Here is a 15,719-nt window from a genome sequence, read left to right on the forward strand (position 1 = left end):
AACGAATAAAAATAGGTTAGGACCTCAAGTCCTAGCCTATTTTTGCTTTCTTACAAAAATGTAAGAAATAAAGGGTAAAATGTAAGGTTATGTTATGGTGAAAGCGTTTCAGTTTTAGTACAATAGATTTGTAAAAAACGATTGAAGCTTTTTTCGAGCTAGAAAGGAACAGACCATGACCCTACTAGATGTTCAACATATCAAAAAGATCTATAAAACCCGCTTTCAAGGAACGCAGGTTGAAGCCTTAAAGGATATCCACTTCACAGTTGAAAAAGGCGAATACGTCGCCATCATGGGGGAATCAGGATCTGGGAAATCGACCCTCCTCAATATCCTAGCCATGCTGGATCAGCCGACGGAAGGACGAGTCTACCTCAATGGCACCGATACTTCAACCATCAAGAACAAAGACGCATCCAGCTTCCGTCGGGAAAAACTAGGCTTTGTCTTTCAAGACTTCAACCTGCTGGATACCTTGTCCGTCAAGGACAATATCCTCTTACCTTTGGTCCTTTCTCGCAGACCGGTCAAGGAAATGATGAGCAAGGTGGATAGCGTCAGTCGGGAGTTGGACATTCACCAACTGCTTGAAAAATATCCCTACGAAATCTCTGGTGGGCAAAAACAAAGGGTAGCCGTAGCACGGGCCATTATTACCTCACCAGAAATTCTCCTTGCGGATGAGCCAACAGGGGCGCTGGATTCCAAGTCTTCAGCTGCTTTGCTAGATGTCTTTGAAGATATCAATAGCATGGGGCAAACCATTCTCATGGTGACCCACTCAACCGCAGCAGCAGCGCGTGCCAAGCGCGTGCTCTTTATCAAGGATGGGATCCTTTACAACCAGATTTTCCGCGGGGAAAAGACAGAGCGTCAGATGTTCCAAGAAATCTCAGATACCCTGACGGTCATGGCGGGAAAGGAGGATCATGATGTTTAAATTAACAAGTAAATTAGCACTTTCCAACCTCAAACAAAATCGCAAGTTGTATTATCCTTTCGCTATAGCTGTCATTTTAACGACCATGATCCTCTATAGCTTTATCGCGCTGGCAACGACTCCTCATTTAGAGGATTCTTACGGAGGGGGATCGGCAAGAACTGTTCTTGGTTTTGGTAGTTTCGTCGTCCAGCTGGTCGTCATCATTTTGGTGGCTTATGCCAATGGCTATGTCATGAAAAATCGTTCCAAAGAACTGGGACTGTACAGTGTTTTGGGGATGGAGAAGAAGCACCTTCTCGTCATGACCTTATGGGAATTGCTCTTCTTCTATATCCTCACAGTTGGCGCGGGACTGGGTTTGGGACTCTTGTTTGATCGCTTGATTTTCGCCTTGCTTCTAAAATGTATGGGTCTACCAGTCGTCATTCAATCAACCTTCCAGATAGGGGCTGTTCTTAACACTTTACTTGGGTTAGCCTTAGCTTTTGGCCTCATTCTCTTGTTGAATTCTTTCCGCCTCTTGCGCTACAGTTCTCTCCACCTCATGCAACAGAAAAAGGCAGGAGAGAAGAAAGGACGCTTCTTGCTGGTCCAAACTCTTTTAGGACTTGGGCTCTTAGGAATTGCTTTTTATATAGCGCTAACAGCAGAGCGTCCAGTTGCAGCGGTTCAAGGATTCTTTATTGCCGTCATCTTGGTCATTCTAGCGACCTATCTCTTATTCAACGCAGGCTCCATTACCTTCTTAAAATTTCTCAAAGGTCGGAAATCCTACTATTACAAGCCAGAGAATTTTATATCCGTCTCTAATTTAGTAGCTCGGATGCGAAAAAATGCAGCTGGCCTTGCGACCATTAGTATTCTCTCCACCATGGTCTTGGTCACCTTAACCGGATCGCTCAATATCTTTATTGGAGGGCAGAACTATCTAGATACTGTTTTCCCTTCGGACTACAATATTAGTGTGGGGCATATGACTTCAGAAGCTGAAACAGAACCGGTTATTGAGGATGTTCAAGCTATTATTCAGAAAACAGCCGATGCGACACATCTGTCAGATTACCAAGTGGCACAGACAACATACTGGTCGGCTGAAATTCGAAAGATTGATGGAAAGGTCTTAGAGGTGAATGACCAGTCCACTCCATCAACTGATCAGGAGTTGAAGACAGAAGGAGTAGTCAACTTTTTTGATCAGGCGACTTATGAGCAACTGACGGGTCAAAAAGTTGAGCTTGGGGAAAATGAAATCTTAGCCTATGGGTATCAGTATCCTGGAAGATTAGACGCGCAATTAGAAATCAATGGGAAGACCTTCACGATTAAAGAAAAACTAAACTCCAATTTTATCCAAGGAAAACTCCCCCAAGGTGCCCTGTTTCAACACCAAATGGGTTTGTACCTGGTCCTCCCTGACTTGAACCAACTGGGACTAAAAATGGATAAAAATTTGGAATTCTCTATTACTGCCAAAGATAAAGAAAATAATGCTTTCCTTGCTGGCGTGATCAAAGAGCTTCATTCGACAGACAAAATGAGTCAATATGGTGCGACTTACTTCAGTGGATTTGATCGATACAGTATAGAGAAAGATTGGCGTGAAACAGCAGGGACTCTTCTATTTATCGGGATTTTTCTATCGGTGATCTTTCTATTAGCCACAGTTCTCGTCATTTACTACAAGCAGATTTCAGAGGGCTATGAGGACCGGGAAAATTTTGTGATCTTGCAACAAGTAGGATTGGACCAAAAACAAACGACCACCACCATTCGCAAACAGATTCTCACCGTCTTTTTCCTTCCTCTATTCTTCTCCTTCCTGTACTTAGGAGTGGCCTACAAGATGATTGTAAAGATCGTTGCCCTCCTAGGAGCGACCAATGCGGGCTTGGTTCTTCAAACAACTCTTTCTATCTGCGCTGTCTTTTTCATCTCTTATGTTCTCGTCTTTCTTCTGACTTCTAGAAGTTATCGGAAGATTGTCGTGAGATAGCGTTCGAGTCTATAAAAGATTAGAAATAAGATGAAACATACAACATTTTGTTAGCACAAAAAACACCGAGGATTTTATCCCCGGTGTTTTCTATCGCGATTATTTCACGTGTTTTGCAAGTTCTTCTTGCGCTTTTTTGTTTGATTCTTCTTTTTCTTTCAACCAATTCTTATAAGCTTTTTCGTAGTCAGCAGTTGTGACTGTCTTATCTTGAAGTTTTTGGTATTTGAAGAAGCTTGTTTCACCTTTAATACCAATTGCAGAATTTGCTGCTGAGAATGGTGTTACCTTCGTGATAGATGGAACTCCACCCTTAGAGTAGATTGGAAGAACAATTGCGTTTTCTGTCAACCAAGCTTGGGCATCAGCATATTTTTCATAACGCGCATTGGTATCCAATTTTTCAGCATTGGCAGCATCCAACAATGCTTTGTACTCGTTCAAACCAATTTTTTCGATGAGCGCTTGGTCTTTCTTAGGATCAAGTCCCATACCAGTCAAGGTTGAACCATCTGTTGGGTTTAAGATATCCAAGTAAGTAGATGGGTCTTGGAAGTCAGGTCCCCAACCAGTGATATCCATATCAAAGTCTTTTTGATCTGGTGATTGGGCGAAGTAAGTAGCGTTGTCTGCATCGTCTGTAGACAATTTTTGTACATCGATCACGACATTATCTTTACCAAGGGCCGCTTCGATTGAGCTCTTCATAGAGTCTGCTTGTTGGACAAGAGCATTAGAAGATTGGTCTACAACATAGTCGATATGGATTGGGAATTGAACACCTTGTGATTGCAATTCAGCTTTCGCTTTTGCAAGTTCCGCTTTGGCTTTATCCGTATTATGCAAGCTATCTTGAGCATCAGCAAAGCTTACACCTTTCCACTCATCTCCTGTTGCGGCAAGTTTTTCTTCAACGAGCGTACCGAAGTCTTTTCCGTTGGCTTGCACAAATGTAGGTGGAACTAGTAGGGTACGAAGAGTTTTTGATGCTCCATCTTTCCCGTTAACTTGAGCGCTGTAGGAAGTTCTGTCTAAAGCAAAGTTCAAAGCTTGACGGAAGTTCTTGTTTTGAAGAGCTGTCTTAGTACTGTTCTTTTGCTCATCAGACGTCTTCTTAGTATGGCCGTAGTTTTGACGGTTAACGTTGAAGTAAGCGTAGTAAACAGTAGAATCTTGAGGTGTATAAACGATGTTATCCTTGAATTTCTTCTGAATTGTGCTGTAAGTTGAGCTTGTTGGGAAGAGACGAGCAGTAGATAGGTTCCCATCTGAGAAGTTACGAGCAAGATAGTCTTGGTCAGATCCATCGAAGTAAGTCAATTTAACCGTATCAATGTGAACATTTTTCTTGTCGTAGTAATCAGGGTTTTTATCCAATTCGATTTGTGATTTTGAAGTGAAGGATTTCAAAATGTATGGACCATTGTAGAGGATACCATTTGGTTTCACGCTACCAAAGTCTTTCCCAGCTGATTCCAAGAATTTTTCATTAACTGGCATCATGGTAGCAGTCGTCAATTTAGAATTCCAGAAAGATTCTGGTTGGTTCAAAGTGTATTGAAGAGTGTGATCATCAACAGCTTTTACCCCAACAGTTGAGAAGTCTTTGGTTTTCCCGTTTACATAGTCATCCAAGCCTTTGACTGAGTTTTGAACCAAGTAAAGAGCATCCGATTTTTTATCTGCTACGTATTTTAGAGATGTCACGAAATCTTTTGCAGTGACGTCAGCATATTCATTTCCTTCTGAATCATACCACTTCGCATCTTTTCGAAGCTTGTAAGTATAAGTCAGACCGTCTTTTGAAACGGACCAGTCTTCAGCAAGAGCAGGCACTAGGTTACCGTATTGGTCGTTTTCAAACAAACCATCGACCAAGTTGGTAGTAATGTCGCTTGTAGTTGAACGGTTTGAAGTCAAATAGTTCAAGGTATCAGGGTCTGTACCGTACACGTAGTTGTAGGTTGTCCCTTTTGACGCATTAGAAGATGAGCCACATGCAGCAAGGAAAAGCGTTGAAGCCGCGGCGACACCTGCTAAAAGAGCAAGCTTCGATTTTTTCATATTCGTGTCTCCTTTTGAATAATTTTAATTATTATACTCCAATCAATCTACAAAATAAAGTGTTTTTTGAACTTTTTTTGTATATTTACACACGAGTATACAGAGAAACCTTGATTTTAAGGGATTTTTAAGGAATAAAAATTTTTTTGAAAAAAGTTACTATTATGCTTTACATACTAGCCGAGAAAGAGTATACTGATAGTGAAAATACTAGTATGTAAAACAAACTAGTGAAAAATGTGAAGAAAGAGGTGAGAAGGATGAAAGAGTCCCAATTACTAAAGGGAGTCTTGGAGGGCTGTGTGCTTGAGATTATTTCAAAAAAGGCCATCTATGGCTATGAATTGATCCAAAGTCTCAAAGAGATGGGATTTGATAAGATTGTCGCTGGGACCATTTATCCCCTGCTTCAAAAATTAGAAAAACAAGGGGTTATTCATGGGGAAATGAGGCCGTCTCCAGATGGTCCTGATCGCAAGTATTTTTCACTCAGTGATGCTGGAAGAGAGCGCTTAGAGGAATTTTGGGACCAGTGGCAGGAGCTGGTCACAAAAGTAGAACGTATCAAGAAGGAGGGGGAAGAATGGTAGAAAGTTATACAGAAAAAATGTCCGATGAATTGATTCATTTAAACAAAGAGGATCAAACCTATATGAAAAAAATGGTGGCCTATATTGGGGCCAAGTCCTATTTTTATGATGATGAAGCGCTCGGTGAACAACTCTACAATATGGTTTGCGACCTAAAAGTTGCTGAAAAAGAAGGCATTCGGGCAGTGGATTATTTTGGAAAGGATCCACGGGCGATGGTGGATCAAGTTCTTTCAGACTTGCCAAAACGTTCTTTAGGATCTTATGTGGGACTCGTCTTCCTACTTGGAGGGATCTTAGTTGGCATGCGTTATTTAATGGATTTTACCTGGATGACACCACTGAAAATCGAACCTTTGACCTATGTTGTTATTCTACTCAATTTCTTGGTGTTCAGCCAGTTTATCACGTGGCTTTGGTCCAAACAGAGCTATGGAGAAATGAAGTGGTCTTGGGCTATTTTTATCAGTGGGATCAGCCTGATGGTATTTCTGAACATCGTACGACAATTTTCGATCTATTTTGGCCATATTGGGAGTCTCTTCTTATCAGATGGTTGGGGGATTGCTCTTGCTGTCTTAGTCTTACTTGGGTTTGCAGTTATGGCTTATAGAAACAGGGAGCGTTTGATGTCGAGTCTACTAGTCATGGGCCTGACTTTCCTAGTTACTGGATGCTGGATGCGTCTTGTGAATCAGGAAACTGCTCATTTAATAGGCTGGCTCCTTCCTCTCATGGGACTAGTCCTGACCCTTATTGTATTTTGTCTCCAAAGAAAGAAGGAAGAAGCATGAAATCAGCAATGTATTTTGAAGAAACGCAGGCCTTGATGCAAACCTTTAGCCAGGAGGATCAAGTTTATTTCCAAGATCTCTGGGATTATTTCAATCTTGCAGGTTTTTTATATGAGGAGAAGGCCTTAAGAGAGCAGGTCTATAATTTGGCGCTAGATTTTTCGCAAGCAAGCGGAGATGGCCTCACGGCAAAGGATTATTTTGGTCTAGATCCAAAGGAAATGGCAGACCAAATTATCGAAAATATGCCCAAAGAATCGACGCGGTCTGTTCTAAAATATGGGGCTATCTTTTCAGGTATTGTGATTTTTTATCGCCTCTTAAGTGATTTTGCTTCTCAAGCGGTCCTTGTGCTCAAGCCTCTAGTCTATTTAACCGATATCATTTTGGGACTCCTAGCTGTTGGGATCATCTTCTATCTCCTTCGTCGTCTCATTTTTGCGGAAGAAAAAGCGAAAAAAGCAATTTATGTAGCTTTTGTTCTGGTATTAGGGATCTATTTTTTCAGTGAAATTGTGGGAGTCCGTTTCTTGCCAGCTCTTGCTTTGTTTGTAGTCCCTAGTCCTTGGGATGCCCTTCTCATGACAGGGGCTAGCGGAGGTCTCATTCTTTGGCAATGGAAAGAAGAGTTTGGACGAGCTTTCATCTTTCCTATCGTCGCCTTTTTAGTGGTTGGATTCTTACATCGCTGGACCTTGGCACAAGGAGTTCAGAATCTTGGTATGACGGTTCTTCTGCCCACAGTGATCATCGTCTTTGGGCTGGTTATTTATTATTGGTTTACGATTCGTGCTTTGAAAAAGAATAGGACGGAAAGTGATAAATAGAAAGAAAAGGGGGGCTGGGACAAAAGTCCTAGCCTCTCAATTGTTTTTGGATTGTCGAGCAAGACGCAGTGGTTGATTGGTATCTTTGTTCGCTTTTTAAGCTCCAAAGATGACCTACTCAACTGTGAGGAGGTGGGACGACGAAATCGAATTCTGACGAATTACCGATTTCTGTCCCACTCTCTTTCTTGTTCAAGTATGATAGAATAAACTCATTAGATGGGAGAATATGCATGAATCTATTTCGAAAAAAGGGACTTGGGCAAGTACACCCGGGTCTAAATCGCCATTTACGTTTGTGGGATTTGATTATTTTAGGAATCGGTGCCATGGTGGGAACAGGAATCTTCACAATTACGGGTACTGCAGCAGCGAATTTAGCTGGTCCAGCCTTGATTATTTCGATTGTGATTGCGGCTTTTTGCGTCGGCTTATCTGCCCTCTTCTTTGCAGAATTTGCATCTCGTATCCCTTCAACTGGTGGGGCCTATAGTTACCTCTATGCCATCTTTGGAGAGTTTCCTGCCTGGATTGCCGGTTGGTTGACTGTGATGGAATTTATGACAGCTGTATCAGGGGTGGCTTCAGGTTGGGCTGCTTATTTCAAGGGCTTGTTGGCCAATCTTGGCTGGAGCCTGCCGACGGCTTTAAACGGGACTTTTGATCCAGCTAAGGGAACTTATGTGGATCTCTTGCCTATTTTGGTCATGGTCCTCGTCACTGCCTTAGTTCTTATGAATGCAAAAGCGGTCTTACGCTTTAATTCCTTGCTGGTCTTACTCAAGTTCTCCGCTCTTGCCTTGTTTATCCTTGTCGGGATTTTTCACCTAAACCCTAGCAACTGGGCCAACTTTGCTCCGTATGGATTTGGCGAAATCTATGGTGGTCAGACAGGGATTATGACTGGCGCTTCGCTCATGTTCTTTGCCTTTCTTGGTTTTGAGTCCATTTCAATGGCGGTCGACGAAATCAAGGAACCACAAAAGAACGTCCCTCGCGGCATTGTCCTTAGTCTTTTAATCACAACTGTTCTTTATATTTTGGTTACCTTAGTTTTGACCGGTATGGTTCCTTTTAAGAACTTAAATGTAGAAGACGCGGTTGCCTTTGCCCTTCGTCAGGTCGGAGCCGGCTGGGCTGGAAATTATGTATCACTGGTAGCGATTTTGACCCTGATTACCGTCTGCATTTCCATGACCTTTGCCCTTTCACGGATGATTTACAGTTTGGCGCGGGATGGGCTTTTGCCAAAAGCTATGAAACAGCTCGATCCAAAAACTAGAATTCCAAAAAATGCAACACTAGTAGCTGGCTCGATGGCTGCCATTGCTGGTGGAGTCTTCCCGCTAGCCAGTATCGCTTCCTTCTTAAATATTTGTACCTTGGCTTACCTAGTTATGTTGGCCTTTGCCCTCTTGAAATTGCGCAAGGAACACGGGGCTCCTGGACCTGGTGAATTTAAAACCCCCTTGGTTCCGGTCTTGCCAATCCTATCGATTGTGGTCTGTCTGTCCTTTATGACCCAGTATTCCCTATCGACCTGGCTGGCCTTCGGAGTTGCTCTCCTGATCGGGGTCGGAATTTATTTCGGTTATGGCTATCGTCACTCAGAAGAAAATCAATAAAAGATGAAAGCTAGAGTAGAAGAACTCTGGCTTTTTACATAGAGAAAGCTCTTTTTTTGATATAATAAAGGGAGAAAGTTAACTAGATAACAAAGGAGAAAAACATGACATTTGAAGAGATTTTACCAGGCTTAAAGGCTAAGAAAAAATATGTGCGAACCGGTTGGGGTGGAGCAGAAAACTACGTCCAACTCTTTGATACCATTGAGCAAAATGGGGTGGCTCTGGAAGTGACCCCTTATTTCCTCATCAACGTCTCTGGTGAGGGTGAAGGTTTTTCCATGTGGAGTCCAACACCTTGTGATGTTTTAGCGACAGATTGGGTGGAAGTCCATGACTAAAAGGGTCTTGATTACAGGTGTGAGTTCCGGGATTGGTTTGGCTCAAGCTCGACTCTTTCTAGAAAAGGGCTACCAGGTCTATGGGGTGGATCAGGGAGCGGATCCTCAGTTAGCAGGTGATTTTCACTTCTTACAGAGGGACTTAACTCTTGATTTGACGCCGATTTTTGACTGGTGTCCTGAGGTAGAGGTCTTGTGCAATACGGCTGGGGTCTTGGATGATTACAAACCGCTTCTGGAGCAAAGCGCTCAGGAAATTCAGGAGATCTTTGAGATCAACTATGTGACCCCGGTGGAGCTGACACGGCATTATCTGACTCAAATGTTGGAGAAGAAGCAAGGGACCGTCATCAACATGTGCTCCATTGCTTCTAGCCTGGCAGGAGGAGGCGGTCACGCCTATACCTCGTCCAAACATGCCTTAGCTGGATTTACCAAGCAGTTGGCCCTGGATTATGCAGAAGCTGGGATTCAGGTCTTTGGCATCGCACCAGGTGCAGTTAAGACGGGTATGACCGCCTCAGACTTTGAACCAGGAGGATTGGCGGACTGGGTGGCAAGTGAAACCCCCATCAAACGATGGATTGAGCCAAGTGAAGTTGCTGAAGTTAGCCTCTTCTTAGCAAGTGGAAAAGCGAGTGCCATGCAGGGACAAATCCTGACTATTGATGGTGGTTGGTCTTTGAAGTAATATAGTTGATACTCAGTGGATATGTGGAGGTAAGCTATGAAAAGAGATGAGTTTGGATTTGTATTGCCCAATCTCTACTATCAGTTTTTATCAGAGTGGGAAGAGATTGATCCCTATGAAATTGGAGATACAGGTATCTGTTTGTATGCTAAGGAGGATCTCCAGGAGCGTAATGAGACTTATCAGATTGAGGAAGTAGAGCCAGATTACTTTATGATTGGACAGGAAGGAGATTTGGCTTACTTTATCAAGAAAAATTCTGATGATTGCATTTATGAAAATGACCTGGGTGCTTTAGGCTCCTTAGAGATGAAAATAGTTGCTGCAAATGTTTATGACTTTATTGAAAAGGAACTAAAAGAAGAATTGTAGAAAATTGAAGGGAGTAATCATGTTTAGGATGCTTGATGAAGATTCACCGATTTCAAAAGAAGACCTTTTACAATTTGAGGAGATTCTTGGAAAGAAATTGCCAGAAGTCATGAAAAATTTTTATCTCAAGAACAACGGTGGTCAGCCCCAAGTAAGTGGTGTCCACGATGAACATCACCTCTTTCCTTTTAATTCCTTTAATTCACTTGAGGAAATGAGCAAGTCTCTTACATGGTATGACGATGAGGCTGTGCCTGCAGGATTTAGGGCTACAGACCTTCTCCATTTCGCCTATGATCCTGGTTCTGGCAATTACGCTCTTTCCCTAAGGGAAGAAGATTATGGTATGGTTTGCTTCTATGTTCTAGAAGAAACAGCTGAGATCTACGGTCAATGGGCTTCTTTTGAGGACTTTTTAAACTCTTTTGTTGAAGAGTGAGACGAAAAAGGAGAAGGGATGCGTAAACACCAAGAACTTTTACTAGAGCAGATAATTGAGCAGGTGCGCGTGGACAAGTTGGCATCAGATGATTAAAAACACTTTAAATTTTTTAAAAAAGAATAGAAAGGATTTCAGATGAAGCTACCTGAAGTAGTTGAACAACTGGAAAAACATCCAGACCTACATCTTTATTTAGATAAAGTATTAAAAAAGAATAAGAAAACCCAAGCTACCTATCTCGAATCGCTAAATCATCTGGCCTATTTACTTTATCTGGATGGTCAAGAGAAAATAGCTAAGGAATTATTAGATAGTATCATACAAGTTCCATTTGAAGGGAATTATAACACTTGGACTTTTGTTGATAACTCTCTGGTTTTATTGGCCTATCTAGAAAGAGAGGTAGAAAATCAGGTATTCGTCTATAAAAAACTCCTTTTATCTCCATTAGAACAGGGGGAAGAATCAACTAAAAAAATAAGAAGGAGAGTTCATCAGAGATTTTTGAATGGTGATAGCTTGGATCAAAAGTTTGCAAAAATCGAGCACTCTTCAAGTCTTGAATCAGAAATGGAACGCCGTCTGCTATACTTGACAGATTTATTGAAAATTCACCTCTTTATCGCTGAGTCATCTTGTGAAGAGACAGATATCCAGGCAAAAATAGAAGAGAATATGGAGATACTGAAGAAGTATATCAAGGAGCATGGACTTTATAGCTTATTTCCTTTTAAGGGATGATGTGAACCATTTATCTTTGAGTTATAAAAGGAGCAGAAAATGAAAATCAAAAAACACTTTGGCGTCTACGGAGTCTGTCTTCAAGAGGGGAAACTGCTCTGCATTGAAAAAACAAGAGGCCCTTATCAACATCGTTTTGATCTACCGGGTGGTAGCCAGGAAGTAGGGGAAGGGCTGACTGAAACACTCAAGAGAGAAGTTCTGGAGGAGACAGGCTATACGCTTAGCAATTATTCAAATCCTAGGATGTATGACGTGCTGGTTCAAGAAGAAGGGCAAGACTTCGCAGTACATCATATCATGGCCTTTTATGATATCGTACTCGATTTAGAACGCTCTCAACAATCCCTTCCTCAGGAGGTTCTTGATGGAAGTAATGATTCAGCCAATGCCATTTGGTTGAATTGGGAAGAAATTACTGCAGACAATGCCTCACCCTTAGTATTAAAGGTGAAGGCAGAGTTACGAGGATTTCCAGAATTAGAACTGAAAAGCTATTGGAATTGGAAGGTAAAATAGAAGGATAATGGAACTATTTAAAACATGGAAGAAATATATGGTTCTCTATGGACTTAAATCTCAAATCGGTACTGTTTATCGAAACAGTGATAGGACAACGAGCTTTTATGATATTGGGAATTTTCTATACCTAGCAGGGGAGTTGGATTCCAGATTTTGGGAAGATTTTGTTAGGCAATATGGTTTAGATTATAAGATTATTATTTCAGAAGACACTAAGTGGCAAGATTTTCTGCATCAGCAAGGTGGGTTAATTTCTTTTACTCGCTATTCTTTTAAGTATAAGGCAAATTTTCAAGTTGAACTTCTAAATGATCTAGTTACTCATATAGAGGAAGGTTACAATATTGTGCCTATTTATAATCGTATTTATAACTGCCTTTCTGAGGAAGAATGGTCACAAGATTTACAGGGGGATTTTGAGTCCTACCAGGATTTTGCTTTAAAAGGTGGATTTGGCTTTGTTATTCTTAAAAATAATGAAGTGATTGCTGGGATTTCCTCAGGGTTAGTTTACCACGGAGCAGTTGAAGTGGAAGTTGCAACTAGACCAGACAAACAAGGAAATGGATTTGCTAAAAAACTTGGTGCTGCAATGATTCTAGAGAGTTTAAATAGAGATATGTTTCCACTTTGGGATGCTCATAACGAGGCTTCCAAAAAAGTAGCAGAATTTTTAGGATATGAGTTAGTTGAACCTTATGAAGCTTTTGAACTAGAGGAAAGTGTCATATAATGATATCTAATATTGTATCTTTTAAGACGAGGTGAATGGCTATGAAAAACCAGCTAGCTCTTAGTGGCGAAAGAATTGTTGAAAAAATTTACTCACAACTATTTCATCATGTTGGTATGATTCGTGGCGAATATTTGGTGAGGGAGATCAGTCAAAATATACTGCTAAAAAGTTGTCAGCAATTTGTAAAAGATTATCTAGACACTATTTGCCATTTGTACCCAGATGAAGAAGTCTGGTATCGCTTTTCAGAGTTAACAAATGCAGAAGCAAATTGTCTAGACGGGACTAAAGAGTATTTTGATGAACGCCACCCCTTATTTGGATATAGAGGGACTAGGCGTTTACTAGCGTGTTTGGATGAATTTCATGCTGAAGCAAATGTTGTTACAGAAGTTTTTCAAACGAATCCCAATCTGTCTGTTATTTTTCCTTTTGTCAATGATGCCGAACAATTAAAACAAGCTATTACAGTATTGCGTCAGTATGGTTTTACTGGAAAAGTTGGAACAATGATTGAATTACCGTCAGCGTATTTTGACTTAGACAGGATACTGGAAACGGGTATTTCAAAGATTGTAGTTGGAATGAATGATTTAACTTCTTTTATTTTTGCGACTGTGAGAAACAGTCAATGGCATGATATGGAAAGTCCAATTATGTTAGATATGTTGAGACAGATGCAGGATAAAGCAAGGAAGAACAAGATTGATTTTGCTGTAGCAGGCTATCTGAATACTTCTTTCATACAAAAAATGAATCAGATGGGTATCGAATGTATTCTCCATTACAGCTCTATTCCAGAGATTTTTAATTTAGAGATTGACCATACAGACCACCTCAAACGTGTAAAAGAAGAAAGTAAAAAATTACAAAGGAGAACCCATGACACCTCAAGAAATGTGGAATGCCTACAAGAAAATCAATCCCTCTATCGGAGATGAGATAGATGCCTGGGCTTTTGGAGTGGAACCAGACCTTTTAGCAGATTTGGTGCTTAAAGGCGAAAAAACAGCAACCGCCTCAGCCTACGACCTCTATGCAGTAGAGGACGAACCCCTTCCACAAGAAGGGACCTTTGATATCATTATAGACAGTCAAAATCAAGCTGTCTGCATTGTCGAAATTACAAAAGTTTCCGTTCAGCCCTTCCTTCAAGTGTCAGCCGACCATGCCTATAAGGAAGGTGAGGGGGACAAATCCTTAGCCTATTGGCGTCAGGTTCATGAAGACTTTTTCAAAGACTGTTTAGGAGAAGCGGGACTAACTTTTACACCTTATAGCAAGGTGGTTTTAGAAGAATTTCGCAAGGTTTATCCATTATAGAACGAGGCTGGGCAAAAACTGTCCAGCCTTCGATGTTTAATAGGAATGACTGTATGACGCAGTGGTTGATTGGCATCTTTGTTCGTTATTTAGCTCCAAAGATGACCTATGAAGACGGAAAACAATGTTTTCTTTATCTGCAACCTCCAACAGTCTCCCAGACTGTTGGAGCTGTGCGAGGGTGGGGAAATTGAAAAGGTTTGGGGAACCTTTTCAACTTTTGTTTAATTAGTCGAAGTTCTTTCCCACTCCCTTTGATTTAGGTCTTATTTTCCAAAAGGGGTGAAAAATGGTATAATAACTACGATATTGTAAAGAAAAGAGAATGTATATGCCAAATTATGCCATTATTTTAGCAGCGGGTAAGGGAACTCGCATGAAGTCAGATTTGCCTAAGGTTCTTCACAAGGTTGCTGGGATCTCTATGTTGGAACATGTTTTCCGTAGTGTTGGAGCCATCTCACCTGAAAAGACTGTAACGGTTGTGGGCCACAAGGCGGAATTGGTAGAGCAAGTCTTAGCGGGACAAACAGACTTTGTTAAACAAACCGAACAATTGGGAACTGGTCATGCGGTAATGATGGCAGAGCCAGTCTTGGAAGGTCTTGAAGGGCATACCCTCGTCATTGCAGGTGATACTCCTTTGATTACGGGTGAAAGCCTCAAACACTTGATCGACTTCCATATCAACCACAAAAATGTGGCAACGATTTTGACAGCCGAAGCAGCGAATCCATTTGGCTATGGTCGGATTGTCCGTAACGACAATGCGGAAGTGCTTCGAATCGTCGAGCAAAAAGATGCGACAGAATATGAACAACAAATCAAGGAAATCAATACAGGGACTTATGTCTTTGACAATGCGCGTCTCTTTGAAGCTTTAAAGAATATCAATACAAACAATGCCCAAGGCGAATACTATATCACGGATGTCATCGGAATTTTCCGTGAGGCAGGGGAGAAAGTTGGAGCCTATACTCTGAAAGATTTTGATGAAAGTCTTGGAGTTAACGACCGCGTAGCCCTTGCAACAGCAGAAGGCGTCATGCGTCGTCGCATTAACCAAGCCCACATGGTTAATGGAGTGAGCTTTGTTAACCCTGATGCGACTTATATCGATGTCGATGTTGAGATCGCACCAGAAGTGCAAATCGAAGCCAATGTTACCCTAAAAGGGCACACAAAAGTTGGGGCTGAGACAGTTTTAACCAATGGAACCTATATCGTGGATAGTGAAATTGGTGCAGGTGCCGTTATTACTAACTCTATGATTGAAGAAAGCACCGTAGCCGATGGCGTGACAGTAGGACCATATGCTCATATTCGTCCAGGATCTAGCCTCGCCAAAGATGTCCATATTGGAAACTTTGTCGAAGTCAAAGGTTCGTCTATCGGCGAAAATACCAAAGCTGGTCATTTGACTTACATTGGCAACTGCCAAGTTGGCAGCAACGTCAATTTTGGTGCAGGAACCATCACAGTGAATTATGATGGCCAACACAAGTTTAAAACGACGATTGGAAACAATGTTTTTGTCGGATCCAATTCGACGATTATTGCGCCAGTTGAATTAGGGGACAATTCCTTAGTCGGTGCTGGATCAACTATTACCAAGGATGTACCAGCTGATGCGATTGCGATTGGTCGTGGCCGTCAAGTGAATAAAGAAGGGTATGCCCTTCGCTTGCCACACCATCCTAAAAATAAATAGG

General features: G+C 41.5%; 17 protein-coding genes and 2 pseudogenes. 18 read left to right on the forward strand and 1 reads right to left on the reverse strand.

What is annotated here, in order from left to right:
* Nucleotides 1-175 precede the first annotated feature (175 nt).
* Both O3602_RS03335 and O3602_RS03340 read left to right on the forward strand, forming a co-directional pair.
* Nucleotides 176-943, forward strand: coding sequence for an ABC transporter ATP-binding protein (locus O3602_RS03335; protein WP_270298807.1), 768 nt, complete (start codon nt 176-178; stop codon nt 941-943).
* Entirely contained in the window at nt 936-2,939 is a 2,004-nt protein-coding gene (locus tag O3602_RS03340; protein ID WP_371611210.1) for an FtsX-like permease family protein, read from the forward strand. Before O3602_RS03335 ends, O3602_RS03340 begins: the two co-directional genes overlap by 8 nt.
* 99 nt (nt 2,940-3,038) lie before the next feature.
* Here the strand turns inward: O3602_RS03340 and O3602_RS03345 are convergent, their stop codons facing one another.
* Nucleotides 3,039-5,003 (reverse strand): peptide ABC transporter substrate-binding protein, encoded by a 1,965-nt coding sequence (locus tag O3602_RS03345; protein ID WP_371611144.1) that lies wholly within the window; start codon nt 5,001-5,003, stop codon nt 3,039-3,041.
* A 260-nt stretch (nt 5,004-5,263) separates the two neighbouring features.
* On the opposite strand from O3602_RS03345, the gene O3602_RS03350 reads away from it, so the two are divergent.
* The 16 genes and pseudogenes from O3602_RS03350 to glmU all read left to right on the forward strand — a co-directional run bounded on the left by O3602_RS03350 (nt 5,264) and on the right by glmU (nt 15,718).
* Nucleotides 5,264-5,593, forward strand: coding sequence for a PadR family transcriptional regulator (locus tag O3602_RS03350; RefSeq protein WP_003012258.1), 330 nt, complete (start codon nt 5,264-5,266; stop codon nt 5,591-5,593).
* Nucleotides 5,587-6,387, forward strand: coding sequence for a hypothetical protein (locus O3602_RS03355; protein ID WP_371611145.1), 801 nt, complete (start codon nt 5,587-5,589; stop codon nt 6,385-6,387). The genes O3602_RS03350 and O3602_RS03355 overlap by 7 nt, the downstream gene beginning before the upstream one ends.
* Entirely contained in the window at nt 6,384-7,214 is an 831-nt protein-coding gene (locus O3602_RS03360) for a hypothetical protein (protein ID WP_371611146.1), read from the forward strand. Before O3602_RS03355 ends, O3602_RS03360 begins: the two co-directional genes overlap by 4 nt.
* A 233-nt stretch (nt 7,215-7,447) precedes the next feature.
* Nucleotides 7,448-8,812: pseudogene (locus O3602_RS03365) on the forward strand (APC family permease); the annotation flags it as partial.
* Nucleotides 8,791-8,853 (forward strand): annotated as a pseudogene (locus tag O3602_RS03370) (hypothetical protein); the annotation flags it as partial. The pseudogenes O3602_RS03365 and O3602_RS03370, both read left to right, overlap by 22 nt.
* A 90-nt stretch (nt 8,854-8,943) precedes the next feature.
* Entirely contained in the window at nt 8,944-9,180 is a 237-nt protein-coding gene (locus tag O3602_RS03375) for a DUF2829 domain-containing protein (protein WP_000141913.1), read from the forward strand.
* The gene (locus O3602_RS03380; protein WP_371611147.1) at nt 9,173-9,871 is read left to right on the forward strand and encodes a 3-oxoacyl-ACP reductase; all 699 of its coding nucleotides are present in this window, start codon (nt 9,173-9,175) and stop codon (nt 9,869-9,871) included. The genes O3602_RS03375 and O3602_RS03380 overlap by 8 nt, the downstream gene beginning before the upstream one ends.
* 36 nt (nt 9,872-9,907) lie before the next feature.
* Entirely contained in the window at nt 9,908-10,243 is a 336-nt protein-coding gene (locus O3602_RS03385) for a hypothetical protein (RefSeq protein WP_155125570.1), read from the forward strand.
* Nucleotides 10,244-10,262: 19 nt separating this feature from the next.
* On the forward strand, nt 10,263-10,682 hold the full coding sequence (locus O3602_RS03390) for an SMI1/KNR4 family protein (protein ID WP_155125572.1): 420 nt from the start codon (nt 10,263-10,265) through the stop codon (nt 10,680-10,682).
* 138 nt (nt 10,683-10,820) lie between these two features.
* Nucleotides 10,821-11,426 carry a DUF6707 family protein gene (locus O3602_RS03395; protein ID WP_371611148.1) on the forward strand — a complete coding sequence of 202 codons (606 nt, stop codon included), beginning with the start codon at nt 10,821-10,823 and terminating at the stop codon, nt 11,424-11,426.
* Nucleotides 11,427-11,465: 39 nt separating this feature from the next.
* Entirely contained in the window at nt 11,466-11,945 is a 480-nt protein-coding gene (locus O3602_RS03400; protein ID WP_371611149.1) for an NUDIX hydrolase, read from the forward strand.
* A 7-nt stretch (nt 11,946-11,952) separates the two neighbouring features.
* Nucleotides 11,953-12,681 (forward strand): GNAT family N-acetyltransferase, encoded by a 729-nt coding sequence (locus O3602_RS03405; protein ID WP_371611150.1) that lies wholly within the window; start codon nt 11,953-11,955, stop codon nt 12,679-12,681.
* A 41-nt stretch (nt 12,682-12,722) separates the two neighbouring features.
* Nucleotides 12,723-13,625, forward strand: a complete 903-nt coding sequence (locus O3602_RS03410; protein WP_371611151.1) for a putative PEP-binding protein — start codon at nt 12,723-12,725, stop codon at nt 13,623-13,625.
* Complete coding sequence (locus O3602_RS03415; protein WP_371611152.1) at nt 13,567-14,007, forward strand: ASCH domain-containing protein; 441 nt, start codon at nt 13,567-13,569, stop codon at nt 14,005-14,007. The genes O3602_RS03410 and O3602_RS03415 overlap by 59 nt, the downstream gene beginning before the upstream one ends.
* A 53-nt stretch (nt 14,008-14,060) precedes the next feature.
* The gene (locus tag O3602_RS03420) at nt 14,061-14,201 is read left to right on the forward strand and encodes a hypothetical protein (RefSeq protein ID WP_371611153.1); all 141 of its coding nucleotides are present in this window, start codon (nt 14,061-14,063) and stop codon (nt 14,199-14,201) included.
* Between the two features lie 137 nt (nt 14,202-14,338).
* Nucleotides 14,339-15,718 carry a bifunctional UDP-N-acetylglucosamine diphosphorylase/glucosamine-1-phosphate N-acetyltransferase GlmU gene (glmU, locus tag O3602_RS03425; protein WP_003012063.1) on the forward strand — a complete coding sequence of 460 codons (1,380 nt, stop codon included), beginning with the start codon at nt 14,339-14,341 and terminating at the stop codon, nt 15,716-15,718.
* Nucleotide 15,719: the final 1 nt, after the last annotated feature.

It is taken from the genome of Streptococcus sp. 27098_8_186 (assembly GCF_041432055.1).
GTDB lineage: Bacteria > Bacillota > Bacilli > Lactobacillales > Streptococcaceae > Streptococcus > Streptococcus dentalis.

Coding starts and splice junctions, on each gene's coding strand:
- O3602_RS03335 (WP_270298807.1), top strand. CDS start 176: ATGACCCTACTAGATGTTCAACATATCAAAAAGATCTATAAAACCCGC.
- O3602_RS03340 (WP_371611210.1), top strand. CDS start 936: ATGTTTAAATTAACAAGTAAATTAGCACTTTCCAACCTCAAACAAAAT.
- O3602_RS03345 (WP_371611144.1), bottom strand. CDS start 5,003: ATGAAAAAATCGAAGCTTGCTCTTTTAGCAGGTGTCGCCGCGGCTTCA.
- O3602_RS03350 (WP_003012258.1), top strand. CDS start 5,264: ATGAAAGAGTCCCAATTACTAAAGGGAGTCTTGGAGGGCTGTGTGCTT.
- O3602_RS03355 (WP_371611145.1), top strand. CDS start 5,587: ATGGTAGAAAGTTATACAGAAAAAATGTCCGATGAATTGATTCATTTA.
- O3602_RS03360 (WP_371611146.1), top strand. CDS start 6,384: ATGAAATCAGCAATGTATTTTGAAGAAACGCAGGCCTTGATGCAAACC.
- O3602_RS03375 (WP_000141913.1), top strand. CDS start 8,944: ATGACATTTGAAGAGATTTTACCAGGCTTAAAGGCTAAGAAAAAATAT.
- O3602_RS03380 (WP_371611147.1), top strand. CDS start 9,173: ATGACTAAAAGGGTCTTGATTACAGGTGTGAGTTCCGGGATTGGTTTG.
- O3602_RS03385 (WP_155125570.1), top strand. CDS start 9,908: ATGAAAAGAGATGAGTTTGGATTTGTATTGCCCAATCTCTACTATCAG.
- O3602_RS03390 (WP_155125572.1), top strand. CDS start 10,263: ATGTTTAGGATGCTTGATGAAGATTCACCGATTTCAAAAGAAGACCTT.
- O3602_RS03395 (WP_371611148.1), top strand. CDS start 10,821: ATGAAGCTACCTGAAGTAGTTGAACAACTGGAAAAACATCCAGACCTA.
- O3602_RS03400 (WP_371611149.1), top strand. CDS start 11,466: ATGAAAATCAAAAAACACTTTGGCGTCTACGGAGTCTGTCTTCAAGAG.
- O3602_RS03405 (WP_371611150.1), top strand. CDS start 11,953: ATGGAACTATTTAAAACATGGAAGAAATATATGGTTCTCTATGGACTT.
- O3602_RS03410 (WP_371611151.1), top strand. CDS start 12,723: ATGAAAAACCAGCTAGCTCTTAGTGGCGAAAGAATTGTTGAAAAAATT.
- O3602_RS03415 (WP_371611152.1), top strand. CDS start 13,567: ATGACACCTCAAGAAATGTGGAATGCCTACAAGAAAATCAATCCCTCT.
- O3602_RS03420 (WP_371611153.1), top strand. CDS start 14,061: ATGACGCAGTGGTTGATTGGCATCTTTGTTCGTTATTTAGCTCCAAAG.
- glmU (WP_003012063.1), top strand. CDS start 14,339: ATGCCAAATTATGCCATTATTTTAGCAGCGGGTAAGGGAACTCGCATG.